The 13,636-nt window shown below is 58.9% G+C and carries 14 protein-coding genes; 3 read left to right on the forward strand and 11 right to left on the reverse strand.

Annotated elements, in window-relative coordinates; genetic code table 11:
- Positions 1–16: 16 nt before the first annotated feature.
- The 3 genes from ttcA to rpsD all read right to left on the reverse strand — a co-directional run bounded on the left by ttcA (position 17) and on the right by rpsD (position 2,611).
- A complete protein-coding gene (gene ttcA, locus CRP02_RS20570) occupies positions 17–931 on the reverse strand; it encodes a tRNA 2-thiocytidine(32) synthetase TtcA (RefSeq protein WP_097172150.1) in 915 nt (304 codons plus the stop codon).
- 63 nt (positions 932–994) lie between these two features.
- Positions 995–1,924: a glutaminase gene (locus CRP02_RS20575; protein WP_003495341.1), complete on the reverse strand. Its 930-nt coding sequence runs from the start codon at positions 1,922–1,924 to the stop codon at positions 995–997.
- A gap of 69 nt (positions 1,925–1,993) precedes the next feature.
- Positions 1,994–2,611 (reverse strand): 30S ribosomal protein S4, encoded by a 618-nt coding sequence (rpsD, locus tag CRP02_RS20580; protein ID WP_003516040.1) that lies wholly within the window; start codon positions 2,609–2,611, stop codon positions 1,994–1,996.
- Between the two features lie 451 nt (positions 2,612–3,062).
- Between rpsD and CRP02_RS20585 the strand changes: the two genes are divergently transcribed.
- A complete protein-coding gene (locus CRP02_RS20585) occupies positions 3,063–4,046 on the forward strand; it encodes a TerC family protein (protein WP_097172151.1) in 984 nt (327 codons plus the stop codon).
- Positions 4,047–4,084: 38 nt separating this feature from the next.
- Here the strand turns inward: CRP02_RS20585 and CRP02_RS20590 are convergent, their stop codons facing one another.
- The 7 genes from CRP02_RS20590 to CRP02_RS20625 form a co-directional block, all read right to left on the reverse strand.
- Complete coding sequence (locus CRP02_RS20590; protein WP_025593912.1) at positions 4,085–5,602, reverse strand: ATP-binding protein; 1,518 nt, start codon at positions 5,600–5,602, stop codon at positions 4,085–4,087.
- 126 nt (positions 5,603–5,728) lie between these two features.
- The gene (locus tag CRP02_RS20595; RefSeq protein ID WP_025593913.1) at positions 5,729–6,616 is read right to left on the reverse strand and encodes an EamA family transporter; all 888 of its coding nucleotides are present in this window, start codon (positions 6,614–6,616) and stop codon (positions 5,729–5,731) included.
- Positions 6,617–6,653: 37 nt separating this feature from the next.
- The gene (locus tag CRP02_RS20600; protein WP_097172152.1) at positions 6,654–7,292 is read right to left on the reverse strand and encodes a LysE family translocator; all 639 of its coding nucleotides are present in this window, start codon (positions 7,290–7,292) and stop codon (positions 6,654–6,656) included.
- 445 nt (positions 7,293–7,737) lie between these two features.
- Entirely contained in the window at positions 7,738–7,977 is a 240-nt protein-coding gene (locus tag CRP02_RS20610) for a DUF1127 domain-containing protein (protein WP_013636401.1), read from the reverse strand.
- A 380-nt stretch (positions 7,978–8,357) separates the two neighbouring features.
- On the reverse strand, positions 8,358–9,179 hold the full coding sequence (gene murI / locus CRP02_RS20615; protein ID WP_097100494.1) for a glutamate racemase: 822 nt from the start codon (positions 9,177–9,179) through the stop codon (positions 8,358–8,360).
- Entirely contained in the window at positions 9,163–10,005 is an 843-nt protein-coding gene (locus CRP02_RS20620; RefSeq protein ID WP_097102954.1) for an RNA methyltransferase, read from the reverse strand. The genes murI and CRP02_RS20620 overlap by 17 nt, the downstream gene beginning before the upstream one ends.
- A 174-nt stretch (positions 10,006–10,179) precedes the next feature.
- The gene (locus tag CRP02_RS20625; RefSeq protein WP_174001926.1) at positions 10,180–10,710 is read right to left on the reverse strand and encodes a hypothetical protein; all 531 of its coding nucleotides are present in this window, start codon (positions 10,708–10,710) and stop codon (positions 10,180–10,182) included.
- Positions 10,711–10,926: 216 nt separating this feature from the next.
- Here CRP02_RS20625 and CRP02_RS20630 point away from each other — a divergent pair, with 216 nt between their 5' ends.
- Together CRP02_RS20630 and CRP02_RS20635 are read left to right on the forward strand one after the other, a co-directional pair.
- On the forward strand, positions 10,927–12,141 hold the full coding sequence (locus tag CRP02_RS20630; protein ID WP_003516051.1) for an NADP-dependent isocitrate dehydrogenase: 1,215 nt from the start codon (positions 10,927–10,929) through the stop codon (positions 12,139–12,141).
- Positions 12,142–12,476: 335 nt separating this feature from the next.
- Positions 12,477–13,103: a glutathione S-transferase family protein gene (locus CRP02_RS20635; RefSeq protein WP_097172153.1), complete on the forward strand. Its 627-nt coding sequence runs from the start codon at positions 12,477–12,479 to the stop codon at positions 13,101–13,103.
- 77 nt (positions 13,104–13,180) lie between these two features.
- On the opposite strand, the gene CRP02_RS20640 is transcribed toward CRP02_RS20635, so the two are convergent.
- The gene (locus tag CRP02_RS20640; RefSeq protein ID WP_097102959.1) at positions 13,181–13,564 is read right to left on the reverse strand and encodes a VOC family protein; all 384 of its coding nucleotides are present in this window, start codon (positions 13,562–13,564) and stop codon (positions 13,181–13,183) included.
- Positions 13,565–13,636 lie beyond the last annotated feature (72 nt).

The raw sequence follows: 13,636 nt of genomic DNA on the forward strand, positions 1-13,636 counted from the left end.
CGCTAAGGGCACTTCTTCATAAGGGAGGGCTGGCCTCCGTACGCTCTTCAGGTGACGCCCCGGTGACAGAAAGCGCCGAGAAATCAAAAAGCTTCGGGTCGAGCAGATGCGATGGATTGACATGGGCAAGCGCCCGCAGCATCACGTCCTTGCGGCCCGGCATGCGCCTTTCGATGTCAGCCAGCATCTCCTTCATGGCATTGCGCTGAAGCCCGTCCTGCGAGCCGCAGAGGTCACAGGGAATGATCGGGAATTCCATCGCCGCCGCGAATTTCGCCATATCCTCTTCGGCGCAATAGGCAAGCGGGCGCAGCACCATCAGGTCGCCCTCGTCATTCATCAGCTTTGCCGGCATGCCAGCCAGACGGCCGCCATGGAAGAAGTTCATGAAGAAGGTCTCGAGAATATCCTCGCGGTGATGGCCGAGTACGAGCGCGTCGCAGCCCTCTTCCCGCGCGATACGGTAGAGATTGCCGCGCCGCAGCCGCGAACAGAGCGAACAATAGGTGCCACCCGCCGGCACCTTTTCCTTCACAACGGAATAAGTGTCGCGATATTCGATGCGATGGGCGACACCGATCTTCGCCAGATATTCCGGCAGGACGTGCTTGGGGAAATTCGGCTGGCCCTGATCGAGATTGCAGGCAATGAGTTCAACGGGCAAAAGGCCGCGCCACTTCAGATCAAGCAGCAGTGCCAGAAGACCGTAGCTGTCCTTGCCGCCGGAAAGGCCGACCAGCCAGCGCTTCTGGCCGTTCAGCATGCCGAAATCCCCGAAGGCCTGACGCACATTGCGCAACAGCCGCTTGCGCAGCTTGTTGAAGGAGACAGAACGGGGTGCCGCGTCGAACAGCGGATGCGAACCGCCATTTTCTCCGCCTAGGTCCTGATCGGCCTCGACCTCATCTGCGATGCTGGTGACAATGTTCATGATTAGCCCGCTCTGGCGTTCAGCCATTTTCAATGCAGGAAATGCCCGCATCCGCCCGCAATATCAAGCCCCGAATACCGACCAGCCGGTTTTCGTCGCCAGCATTTCCAGCGCATGCGACCCAAGCGCCGAATTGCCGACCTTGTTCAGACCCGGTGACCAGACCGCAATCGACGCCTTGCCCGGCGCCACTGCCATGATGCCGCCGCCCACGCCGCTCTTGCCTGGCAGGCCGACATGATAGGCGAAATCGCCCGATCCGTCATAATGGCCGCAGGTCAGCATCAGCGCATTGATGCGCCGCGCCCGCCGGTCTGACACGACCGTATGGCCGCTCAACGGATTGCGGCCGCGATTGGCAAGGAAGAGACCGGCCCGCGAAAGCTGTGCGCAGGTCATGGACAGCGCGCACTGATGAAAATAGACGCCCAACGTATATTCGACGGGGTGATGCAGGTTGCCGAAGGACCGCATGAAATTGGCAAGCGCGAAATTGCGGAAACCCGTCGCCTGCTCGGATTTCGCCACCGTGTCGTCAATGCTGATCGTGTCATCATCAGCGAGATAACGCACGAAGCGCAGAAGCTCGCCAATCGCCTCGCGCGGCTGGTGGCCGGAAAGAACGATATCCGTCACCACGATGGCACCGGCATTGACGAAGGGATTGCGCGGAATGCCGTGCTCATGCTCCAGTTGGACGATGGAGTTGAAGGACGACCCGGATGGCTCGCGCCCCACCCTGTTCCACACCGTCTCGCCCGCCTTGCCAAGCGCCAGCGTCAGCATGAAGACTTTGGAGATGCTCTGGATCGAAAACGGCGTGAGCGCATTGCCGGCCGTATAGGTGGTTCCGTCGACGGTGGTGATGGCGATACCGAACTGGTTCGGATCGACCTTGGCGAGTTCCGGAATGTAATCCGCAACCTTGCCCTCGCCCAGGCGCGGCACCATGCTGTCGTAAATGGAATCGACGATCGCCTGAATGTCCTGCATGCAAAGCCTTCCCCAGCAAACAAAAAAGCCGCCCCGAGGGGCGGCTTTCTCAATACTGAAACGCGCCGATTAACGCGAGTAGAATTCGACGACCAGATGCGGTTCCATGACGACCGGGTACGGAACGTCAGACAGAGCCGGGATGCGAGCATAGGTCGCAACCATCTTGTTGTGATCGACTTCGATGTAATCAGGAACGTCGCGTTCTGCGAGTTGAACAGCTTCGAGAACGGTCACCAGCTGCTTGGACTTCTGGCGAACTTCGATAACGTCGCCCGGCTTGCAACGGTAAGAACCGATGTTGACGCGAACGCCGTTAACCGTGACGTGGCCATGGTTGATGAACTGACGCGATGCGAAAACGGTCGGAACGAACTTGGCGCGGTAGACGATGGCGTCGAGACGCGACTCGAGCAGGCCGATCAGGTTCTCGGAGGTATCGCCCTTGCGACGGTTTGCTTCGTCGTAGGTGGCGCGGAACTGCTTTTCGCGCAGTTCGCCATAATAGCCCTTGAGCTTCTGCTTGGCGCGCAGCTGCGTGCCGAAGTCGCTCATCTTGCCCTTGCGGCGCTGGCCGTGCTGGCCCGGGCCGTATTCGCGGCGGTTTACCGGGGACTTCGGACGGCCCCAGATGTTTTCGCCCATACGGCGGTCAATTTTGTACTTAGCCGATTCGCGCTTGCTCATCGTATTTCCTTCTCAATAGGTTATGCCGGTTTGTTGCCAAACCGGTTTGAGGAAACACGCCCTCCTCTGAAGCCCGTTTCAGGACCTCTGACAGGTTTCTCACATGCGAATGGAGAGACCACGGGACATGTCGGTGATGTTGACCGCCGAACGTCAGCTTATAAACTGCAAGGCAGTCAACGAAACACACCGGACATGACTGCCCGGCGTTGGGGCGGCTTCTAAACACGTTTTACAAATTTGTCAAACAAAGCCCGCCGCTTTTTTCTCGAACCGCCCCTTGAAAAGCTGGAAGGCCCACCCACTTCTAAGCCGTAATCAGGACTCGGGCCCCTCTGGCGTGTTACCGGACAACACGCGATGTCGAGTCTCTTGAAGGTTGGGGCCCACGTTTATTCTTGATACGCGTCCCCATCCGCAAAGCCAACCTCGTCCGGCTAAAGGTTGACTGATGGAGTTCCTCCTCAACGATTTTCTCGGTACCCCCACATGGATGTGGGCGGTCTTCATTTCTCTCGTCCTTGGCCTCTTGGCGCTCGATCTTGGCGTGCTGCACAAGAATTCCAAGGAAATCGGCATCCGTGAAAGCTTGCTGATGTCCGGCTTTTATATCGCCATCGGCTTGGCCTTCGGCGGATGGATCTGGTACCAGTCCGGTGAACAGTCGGCGATGGAATATGTCACCGGCTTCGTGGTCGAAAAAAGCCTCGCGATGGACAATATCTTCATCATCGCGATGATCTTCTCCTATTTCGCCATTCCCCGCCAATATCAGCACCGCGTGCTGCTATGGGGCATCCTCGGCGTGATCGTTCTGCGCGGCATCATGATTGCCGGCGGCGCCGCCATTGTCGAAAACTTCCACTGGGTGCTTTATCTCTTTGCGGCCTTCCTCGTCTTCACGGGCCTCAAGATGCTGTTTTCATCCGACCATGACGAGAACGACATCGGCAATAACCGCATCCTGAAATTCCTGCGCAGCCGCCTTCCGGTAACGGAGAAGCTGCATGGCGAGAAATTCTTCGTCAAGGAGACCGATGGGACCACCGGCAAGCTGAAGACCTTTGTGACGCCGCTGTTTCTGGCACTCATCATGGTCGAAATTGCCGACCTTATCTTCGCGGTCGATTCGATCCCGGCGATCTTCGCGATCACCACCGATCCGTTCATCGTCTATACCTCGAACATCTTCGCGATCCTCGGCCTGCGCGCCCTCTATTTCGCACTTGCCGCCCTGATCCACCGCTTCGCCTATCTGAAATACGCGCTGGCTGCGGTTCTGGTCTTCGTCGGCTCGAAGATTTTCGTCGCGGATATGCTGGGCATCGCCAAGATCCCGCCCGCCGTCTCGCTCGGCGTCACCGTCGCCATCCTCGCAACCGGCATCATCGGTTCGCTGATTGCAACGCGCAAGGAAGCAAAGGCTATCGAGTAACACCTGAAAATGTTGGCGGCAGGAAACCCTGCCCCAACTTACTCCGCCGCCAGCCTCGCATCATCCTCAGCCGCATCCGCATCGCCGGGTGCGGTCTTCGCGTCGAGATCGGGGAACGCCACAATGCGCTTGCCGGAGAAATCGGCGTGTACCACCACAAGCTCCTTCTCCTCGAAATAACCGAGAAGACGGCGTGCGCGGCGGGCGGAATGAGTACCGTAAGCGCGGGCAATGCGGGCGTCGGATGGGCAAGGCTCCTCATTGAGCGCCGCCTTGACCAACAGCAGGAAAACCCCTTGCAGATCGTCGGAGACCGACATCGACAATTCCAGCGCCTTCTCCCAGCCTTCGCTGGCCGCCATTGCCGCATCCACGCCGGAGCGGGCAATCGCCACCTGCCGGCGGAAATCCGCCAGCGTCATCGGCGTTCCGGGAATACGACGCATGCGGGCGCGCACCAGAAAATCCTGATAAAGCACGGCGTCGGTACGATATGCCGATTGCGGATCGTCGAGAATTTCGACCAGCACCGCCGCGATCTTCTCTTCGCGCTCCTCCGGCGTCAGCTCCGGCTGACCTGCACGCGCCGACTGCTCCGGTGAAGGACCAGCGGCGGCAGGGGTGGAGCGGGAGAGTTCAGCCAGAATATCGGTTGTCGGGCGCGGCGCTGGCGGCGTGCGGCGCGTGGCGGGTCGCGTGAACTCTTCCGGGTCCGGCGTGAAGATCAAATCCTCCACATCCTGCGGCGCATCCGGCAGCGGCATAAGCTTCGGCGAGGAAGACCGCGCCGAGGTTTCCACCGCACCGATGACGATGGGCAACGGGCGACGCGACAGCGCCGGTCCAAGCGCCACGAAATTGCCGCGCTGCAGATCCCGGAACATTTCCGCCTGCCGCCGGTCCATGCCGAGCAGATCGGCAGCGCGCGCCATATCGATATCGAGAAAGGTGCGGCCCATCAGGAAGTTCGAGGCTTCCGCCGCTACGTTCTTGGCAAGCTTGGCAAGGCGCTGCGTGGCGATGACGCCCGCAAGCCCGCGTTTACGTCCACGGCACATCAGATTGGTCATGGCGCCCAGCGACGCCTTGCGCGCATCCTCGGTCACCTCGCCGCCGACGGAGGGCGCAAACATCTGCGCCTCATCCACAACGACAAGCACGGGATACCAGAATTCGCGATCCGCATCGAACAGGCCGTTGAGGAAAGCGGCAGCGGCCCGCATCTGCTGTTCGATGTCAAGACCTTCAAGCGTCAGCACGCAGGAAACGCGGTGCTGGCGGATGCGGTTGGCAATGCCCGCAAGCTCGGCTTCCGTGCGCTCTCCATCCACCACCACATGGCCGAACTTGTCGGACAGCGTGACGAAATCACCCTCGGGATCGATAATGACCTGCTGCACCCATTGCGCCGATTGCTCCAGGAGCCGGCGCAGAAGATGTGACTTGCCGGACCCGGAATTGCCCTGCACCAGCAAACGCGTTGCAAGCAATTCCTCAATATCGAGCTTGGCCTGCTGCCCGCCCGATAGGGTTCCCATGTCGATGCCGACCTGCAATGTTCCGTTCCTCGTGCTGCATGTCATCCGGCCGATTCCCGTAACGGCGGCCGAACATGCTCTTTACCAAAAAATCACCGATTGCGTCTGCCCCGTGCCGATAATGCACAGGCAATTGCGCCACATCTATGCGGCCCCGGACGAGACGCGCGAAAATGAAAGCCGCCTGCCGAACACATTCAGCATCAGCCCGATGATGACCAATGCGGCACCGACCACTTCGAAGACGGTAATATGCTCCGCAAAAGCGAGATAGGCGCTGACGAAACCGACAATCGGCACCAGCAGCGAAAATGGGGCCACCGTTCCGGCCGGATAGCGCAGAAGCAGGTAACTCCAGATACCCGCGCCGACGATGGTCGCACCATAGGCCATGTATATCACCACGAGAGCCATCGTAGGCGTCGCATTGCGCAGCCCTTCCGCAATCGCATCAGGTCCCTCCACCACCAGCGAAAGCAGGACCAACGGCAGAACGGGAACAAGGCTCGTCCATGCGACAAAGGAGACCGCGTTCACCTGGCCGATGCGGCGATTGACGATGTTGCCGCAGGCCCAGGCAATGGCCGAGCCGACGCCCATCAGCAGCGGTATCAACGCTGCAGCCGTCATGCGCTCCACGCCGATGACCGCCAGCCCGCCAAAGGCAACGATTGCGCCGACGATCTGTGACGGCAACGGCCGCTCGCCGAGAAACACCACGGCCAGCGCCAGCGTGAAGAAGGCCTGCGACTGCATGACGAGCGAAGCAAGCCCAGCCGGCAGGCCGAGCTTGATGGCCGGGTAAAGCAGGCCGAATTGCACGAAACCCATCGCCATGCCGTAAACGATCATATGCCGCCACGGCACATTGGGTTTGGGCAGGAAGAACACCAACGGCACGGCCGCAAACAGATAGCGCACCCCCGTCAGAAACAAAGGCGGCATGTCGGCGACGCCGATCTTGATGGCAACGAAGTTGAAGCCCCACAAAAACACGGTGATCAGGGCAAGAAGAATATGCGGCAACGCCATTTTGTTATGTCCGAATTTCAGGCGATCGACGGGCGTTTTACGCCGAAACCGCCCTCTTCCAGCCAAATGTAATGAGACCGGCGCCGATCAGGAGACCGCCGCCCGTGCGGTTGACGATGCGCTGAACCTTGGGTTTGCGGATCGTATTGCGGGCGGCACTTGCCAGAAGTCCATAAAGGGCCGCATTGCAGCTGGCAAGCACAAGGAATGTCGCTTCGAAAATCAGCACCTGCGGCCAGAAAGGCAGCGTCGGCACCAGAAATTGCGGCAGGAAGGCGACGAAGAAGACAATGCTCTTGGGGTTCAGCGCCGTGACGACATAGGCATGCAGGAAGATCTTGAGCGGCCGCTCACGGCCCGTCACGCCTGCGGCTTCACCACCTTCACCGCCAACCGGCGAACGCCACAGCTTGATGCCGAGATAGATGAGGTAAGCCGCACCGATCCATTTCAGACCGGTAAAAAGGGCCGCCGATGTGGCAAGCAGCGCGCCAAGCCCCAGCATGGAGGCCGTCATCGCAGTGAAGTCACCAAGCGCCACACCCGTCACCGTCGCGGTGCTCGCCTTGCGGCCATGCCCCAGAGCATAAGAAATCACCAGCAGGATCGTCGGCCCCGGAATGGCAAGCATGATGGCGGATGCGGCCACGAAGGCCAGCCAGTTCTCCAGCGGCATGATGCAATCTCCCCCGTTCGGTTTTTGGAGCAAGCCACCAAAAGCGCACGGTATCAAGCCAATTTTTCGGAGGCTATGCCGCTTTGTCATCCAGCGGACGAACGGGCTGCTGCTGCCGTTTCATCGCCTGTGCAAGATCGTAATTTGACTGCATGGCAAGCCATGCCGCGCCGTGCTGACCCCTGCCCGCTCCAGCCGCAGGGCAAGATCAGGGGTGACGCCTGCCCGGACGTTCACGAGGATAGTGCAACGCGCTATATGCCAGGCCTTTCCGCAGCTTCCGTTACGGAAAACTGAAGTACGGCAATGAACTCTTCGCAGACGCGCCGTGGCTGGATGCCGGGTCCAGTCCGGCATGACAGAGGCGCGCATTTCGAACATCATTAGCAGTTGAAACGGACGACGGAGCCTCCCCGGCATTTTCTCGCCGGAGAGACTGTCGTCATCAAAATCGCGGCGCCCAGTAAGGAGGGGCCCACTCCCGCCGCATTTTGCGGTCGGACGGCTCCAAGCCGATATCGTCCAGAAGACGCTCCGGCAGATCGGAAAGATCGGTCGGCGGCGGGCGCGGCACCATTGCCGCGACGAGAACCGCTTTCAGGGTTTTCCAGACGCCGAATGTGACGAACAGACGGTCGACCGCATCCGGCAGCGCATATGCTACCAATGGTTGATTTTTCTGCATGGGAAATCCGTCCCGGCGCGGCGAAGCAGCCAGGTCCTTTATCGATGATAAAACGACATGCGGGAACGGCGGGCGCAACACGCGGCAGCGCGGACGCACAATTCAGCTGTCAGACGAAGTGAAGATGCCAAACGGCAGGGAAATCAGGCAGGAAGCCTTATCGGAGGTCGATGCCTCGGGACATGTAACCGCCGATGACCATGCCGGAAAAGCCAAGCATGCCGGTAAGGCGCATATTCATATAGTCAGTCATTCCACGCCTCCTTTTTATAGCGGTTACAGACAAGATGCATCTTACACGAGATGCCGGACGCGACAAGAGGTCGCAATCTCGAATTGCAAAAGTCAGGCAGAATAGATGCAAAAATGCAACAAGCCTTTCAGCTCAGCGATACGCTGAGGCCAAAACCCTGCATCAGCCGCCGTGTGGCGAAATCCGGCTTGCCGGAAGTGAAGACGGCGAAATCGAAACCATCTGGATGCTCCGCATCCTGCGGCAGCGGCACCAGGTGGCGCGCGCGACGGGCAATCGCTTCCGCCGGATCGAGCCAGTCCACCGGCCATGGCGCCAGCCGGCGAAACACATTGGCCATGAAGGGATAATGAGTGCAGGCGAGAACAACGATATCGGTGCGCTTGCCGTCGCTATCGATGAAGCAGGGCTCAATTTCCGCCAGCACGGCTTCGTCGGAGATCGGCTCGCCCCTGATCCAGCTTTCGGCCATACGCGCCAGATTTTCCGATCCCACGAGGCGAACATGGCATTGCGTGGCGAATGACTGGATGAGATCGCGCGTATAGGCGCGCTTGACGGTGCCGGGCGTTGCCAGCACGGAAACGAGACCGGAACGGGTGCGTTCGGCCGCAGGTTTGATAGCTGGAACGGTGCCGACGAAAGTCATATCAGGAAAGCGCGCCCGAAGATCCGCACCTGCCAGTGTGAAGGCGGTGTTGCAGGCGATGACGCAGACTTCAGGGCTATAGTCTTCAAGCAGCTTCTCAAAGAGTGAAAGAATGCGCGCTTTCAGCGCCTCCTCTTCCCAGCCGCCATAGGGGAAACCGGCGTCGTCCGCCACATAGATGAAACCGCGCTCGGGCATCAGCACGCGCGCCTCGCGCAGAACCGTCAGCCCGCCAATGCCGGAATCGAACACCAGCACCGGTTTGAGAACATCGGCCAGAGCCTCAGTCGTCTTCAGCATTCTCCCCAGCCCTCTCCGACAATGGTCCCTCCGCCGTTCCGGCCCGGCCTGCCTGCTTGGACCACTGCCGGGGAAAACGATCGAGTGACCTGATCACGCCACGGAAAACACTGATTTCCTGCTCGGAAAAGCCGCGTCTCGACAGCACCGCACGCAGATTGTCCACCATTTTCGGCTTTTTTTCGGGCGGATGAAAATATCCGCGCGCATCGAGCGCCTCCTCGATGTGTTCGAACAGGCCGAAGACCTGTTCCTTGGTCGAGGGCCGCTGCTCGATAGGCTGGAAAAGCGTCTCGTCCAGATCGTCCATGCCGGATTTCATCCACTCATAGGACATCAAAAGCACGGCCTGCGCGATGTTGAGCGAGGCGAAGGCGGGGTTGACCGGAAATGTTACGATCTCATCGGCCAGCGCCACTTCTTCATTGGTAAGACCCCAGCGCTCACGCCCGAACAGGATGCCGGTTCTTTCACCCGCCTTGAACTTCGCGCGCAGCGTGCCGGCTGCGGTGACGGGGGCACGAACCGGTTTGAAACCGTAACGCTCCCGCGCGGTCGTGGCATAGACGAAATTGAGATCCTTGATCGCCTCTTCCAGCGTCTCGAACACTTTCGTCCCGTCGATGACATGATCGGCCTTGGAAGCGGCGGCGCGCGCCTTCTCGTTCGGCCAGCCGTCACGCGGCTTGACGAGGCGAAGTTCGGCAAGACCGAAATTGGCCATTGCCCGTGCCACCATGCCGATATTTTCGCCGAGCTGCGGTTCGACCAGAATGATCGCCGGGCCTTCCGCCACAAGTTCAAGCTCGCTGTTTGTGCCTGCCATCGTCGTTTTCCAGTTTCCGAAGCGCCGCATCGATTTTCAGGCCGATGCATTTTATGGTTTTTGCGCATTTCCAGACGGAAAACCGGTCGTCGCTTTTCCTGAAAATGCTCTAAAGCGCGCTTCACTGGCACAGATCCGCGCCAAAATCAAAGCCGGGGCAGGCAAAACGCCCTGTTATTCGCCCTTGATGATCGCCGCCATCTCTGCGCGCAGCGAATCCCTGCCCTCGTCTCCAACCCGGTGAATGTCGCTGATGACAGGCTGGCCGTTTTCCTCGATGACATCGAAATGCACCTCGTCGACCGTTGCCTTCATCTCTGCCTCATCCATGCAGGCCCAGAGCTTGAACTTCGCCGTCACGTCAGTCACGCCGTCCTTCACCTCACCGGGCGTTACCGAAACATCCACCAGCGGACAGCCATCCTGCGAGTTCGTCACCACATCGTAGCCGAAGGGATCGCCTTTCTCGCCGCTTTCCGCCTCGTAAGCAGGCTTCTTGGAAGCTTCGCGGTATTGGGCAACGAAGTCCTTGCTGAACAGGCTGGTCAGCATGTCCTCGTCGAAGATGTATTTCCAGTTTTCCGCATCGCCGGACCAGTTCTTGACGGTAATGTCCATCACCTTCTGGACGGGATCGGCGGGGCCGGCCGCAAGGGCGCTGTGGGAAAAGAGGACGGCGGCAGTCAGAAGCAGAATATTCCGCATGATGTGATCCCGGAGGTAGGCCCGACGCACGGGCGAAGCGATTCGCCTGACTGTATTCCGGCAATATGGTTTGGCAATGCGCAAAGCGTTATTGCACCGCGCCAAAAAAGCGCCCCCCATGGCTTTGCCTCAGGCGCGCGCGATGCTATAGCCGCACCGGATATTTTTCCGAATACCGGCGTCATCAGGCGCCACAGCTTCGAAGGTGAGGAATTCATGGCAAAGATCAAGGTAGCCAATCCAGTCGTCGATCTCGACGGCGACGAAATGACCCGTATCATCTGGCAGCTCATCAAGGACAAGCTGATCCTGCCATACCTCGATCTCGACATCGAATATTATGACCTCTCGGTCGAAAACCGCGATGCTACCAACGACCAGGTAACCGTCGATGCGGCACACGCCATCAAGAAGCACGGCGTCGGCATCAAGTGCGCGACGATCACGCCGGACGAGCAGCGCGTCGAGGAATTCGGCCTGAAGCAGATGTGGAAGAGCCCGAACGGCACGATCCGCAACATTCTGGGCGGCGTCATCTTCCGCGAGCCGATCATCTGCAAGAACGTTCCCCGCCTCGTTCCCGGCTGGACGAAGCCGATCGTTGTCGGCCGCCACGCCTTCGGCGACCAGTACAAGGCAACCGATTTCAAGTTCCCCGGCAAGGGCAAGCTGACGATCAAGTTCGTCGGTGAAGACGGCCAGGTCATCGAAAAGGACGTCTTCGACGCTCCGAGCGCCGGCGTTGCACTCGCAATGTACAACCTTGACGAATCCATCCGCGAATTCGCCCGCGCATCCATGATGTACGGCCTGATGCGCAAGTGGCCGGTTTACCTGTCCACCAAGAACACGATCCTGAAGGCCTATGACGGCCGCTTCAAGGACATCTTCGAAGAAGTCTACCAGACCGAGTTCAAGGCGAAGTTCGATGAAATCGGCATCATCTATGAACACCGCCTGATCGACGACATGGTCGCCTCCGCTCTGAAGTGGTCCGGCGGTTACGTCTGGGCCTGCAAGAACTACGATGGCGACGTGCAGTCTGATACGGTTGCCCAGGGCTTCGGTTCGCTCGGCCTGATGACCTCCGTTCTCCTGTCGCCGGACGGCCGCACGGTTGAAGCTGAAGCGGCACACGGCACGGTCACGCGCCACTACCGCCAGCACCAGAAGGGTCAGGAAACTTCGACCAACTCGATCGCTTCGATCTTCGCCTGGACCCGTGGCCTTGCCCACCGCGCCAAGCTGGACGACAATGCAGAACTCGCAAAGTTCGCAGCAACGCTCGAAACCGTCTGCGTCGACACCGTCGAAAGCGGCTTCATGACCAAGGACCTCGCGCTCCTCATCGGTCCGGACCAGCCCTGGCTCTCCACCACCGCCTTCCTCGACAAGATCGATGAAAACCTCAAGACGGCGATGGCGGCTTAAAAGAACAGGGCACTGCCCGTTTGAAATATCGACAAAAGGAAACCCGGCCGCAACGCCGGGTTTCTTTTTTTGTTCACAGTATCTTGCTTAGATGTTGCACTAGGCGCAAACTTCGATTCCACAGCGTGCCGCAGTCAGAAAAATAAAAATATATAGCTGAAACAGCATAAAACGACACATAACTTGTCCGGCACAGTCAAAAATTCATGTGGTTACCAGCGCGATCCTTCGGGAAAATCGATAATGCTGTGGACTATAAAAACGCACCGTGTCAGCGCGAACTCCGCGCGGGTTTTCAATGATGCTTTTGCAATTTTGCTTGGGGAGGCAAAGCAATGAGTGAATTGATCTTCTACACCAATCCCATGTCGCGCGGACGCATTGCGCGATGGATGCTCGAGGAAGTGGGCGTTCCCTACAAAACAGAGATACTGGGCTTCGAGACGTCGATGAAATCACCTGCCTACAGGCTGATTAACCCGATGGCCAAGGTGCCCGCCATCAAACATGGCGACACCATTGTCACCGAAGCGGCAGCGATCTGCGCCTATCTGGCGGATGCCTTTCCGGGCGCCAACCTTGCGCCGACGCCCAAAGCGCGCGGGCTTTATTACCGCTGGATGTTTTTTGCTGCCGGTCCGTTGGAAATGACAACCAGCATGAAGGCGATGGGTTTCGAGGTGCCGCAGGAAAAGCTGCGTATGGCTGGCTGCGGCAGCTATGCGGATGCGATCAACACGCTCGAACGTGCCGTCAGCGAAAACCGCTTCATCGCCGGCGATCACTTCACTGCGGCGGATGTCTATGTGGGTGCCCATGTCGGCTGGGGCCTGCAGTTCGGCACAATCGAAAAACGTCCGGCCTTCACGGACTATATGGCGCATCTGACCGACCGCCCCGCCTTCAAGCGGGCCGCCCAGCTTGACGAAGCGGCAGCGAAGGATATGCAGGCAGCGGGTTGAGAAAACTGACAGGCATTTCGCCTGAAAGCGGAGCACCAGCGCTCGCAGGGGTCATAAAACGGATTTTGGAAGCGGGCTTATCCGTTGGACTGGGCGAGTGGTTCGCCGATCTCGATTGCATGCCCGTCCGGATCATAAAAACGGAACACTCTCTGTCCCCATGCCTGCCGCTCAACGGGATGGATCAACTCCACATGCGGCGCAATATTCCGAAATGCCGCATCGACATCCTCATGTTCGAAATAAAGCAGCAGGTTCCGTCTGCCGTAAGGTTCGTCCGTGTCCGGCGATGTCCGCCAGACCGTCTGTTCGAGCGAACGCCCCTCATGGATTGCAAAGCCGCTTTCAAAGAGGACGAAATTTCCGAAATCGTCCAAAACCTTCAGGCCGAGCCTGTCACGATAAAACTCCCTGGAGCGGTTGATATCGCACACGAAAGGGATGGGATTTACAAAGCGCATCACGTTCCTTTCGGAATTCAACATCCAGAATCAAAAAGGCGGGGTAGAACCCCGCCTTTTTCAATTCATTCA

It is taken from the genome of Rhizobium sp. AN5 (assembly GCF_900215255.1).
GTDB classification, from domain to species: domain Bacteria; phylum Pseudomonadota; class Alphaproteobacteria; order Rhizobiales; family Rhizobiaceae; genus Agrobacterium; species Agrobacterium tumefaciens.

What these genes read in the sequence shown, in the direction of transcription:
- ttcA (WP_097172150.1), bottom strand. Translation starts at nt 931, where the DNA reads ATGAACATTGTCACCAGCATCGCAGATGAGGTCGAGGCCGATCAGGAC.
- CRP02_RS20575 (WP_003495341.1), bottom strand. Translation starts at nt 1,924, where the DNA reads ATGCAGGACATTCAGGCGATCGTCGATTCCATTTACGACAGCATGGTG.
- rpsD (WP_003516040.1), bottom strand. Translation starts at nt 2,611, where the DNA reads ATGAGCAAGCGCGAATCGGCTAAGTACAAAATTGACCGCCGTATGGGC.
- CRP02_RS20585 (WP_097172151.1), top strand. Translation starts at nt 3,063, where the DNA reads ATGGAGTTCCTCCTCAACGATTTTCTCGGTACCCCCACATGGATGTGG.
- CRP02_RS20595 (WP_025593913.1), bottom strand. Translation starts at nt 6,616, where the DNA reads ATGGCGTTGCCGCATATTCTTCTTGCCCTGATCACCGTGTTTTTGTGG.
- CRP02_RS20600 (WP_097172152.1), bottom strand. Translation starts at nt 7,292, where the DNA reads ATGCCGCTGGAGAACTGGCTGGCCTTCGTGGCCGCATCCGCCATCATG.
- CRP02_RS20610 (WP_013636401.1), bottom strand. Translation starts at nt 7,977, where the DNA reads ATGCAGAAAAATCAACCATTGGTAGCATATGCGCTGCCGGATGCGGTC.
- murI (WP_097100494.1), bottom strand. Translation starts at nt 9,179, where the DNA reads ATGCTGAAGACGACTGAGGCTCTGGCCGATGTTCTCAAACCGGTGCTG.
- CRP02_RS20620 (WP_097102954.1), bottom strand. Translation starts at nt 10,005, where the DNA reads ATGGCAGGCACAAACAGCGAGCTTGAACTTGTGGCGGAAGGCCCGGCG.
- CRP02_RS20625 (WP_174001926.1), bottom strand. Translation starts at nt 10,710, where the DNA reads ATGCGGAATATTCTGCTTCTGACTGCCGCCGTCCTCTTTTCCCACAGC.
- CRP02_RS20630 (WP_003516051.1), top strand. Translation starts at nt 10,927, where the DNA reads ATGGCAAAGATCAAGGTAGCCAATCCAGTCGTCGATCTCGACGGCGAC.
- CRP02_RS20635 (WP_097172153.1), top strand. Translation starts at nt 12,477, where the DNA reads ATGAGTGAATTGATCTTCTACACCAATCCCATGTCGCGCGGACGCATT.
- CRP02_RS20640 (WP_097102959.1), bottom strand. Translation starts at nt 13,564, where the DNA reads ATGCGCTTTGTAAATCCCATCCCTTTCGTGTGCGATATCAACCGCTCC.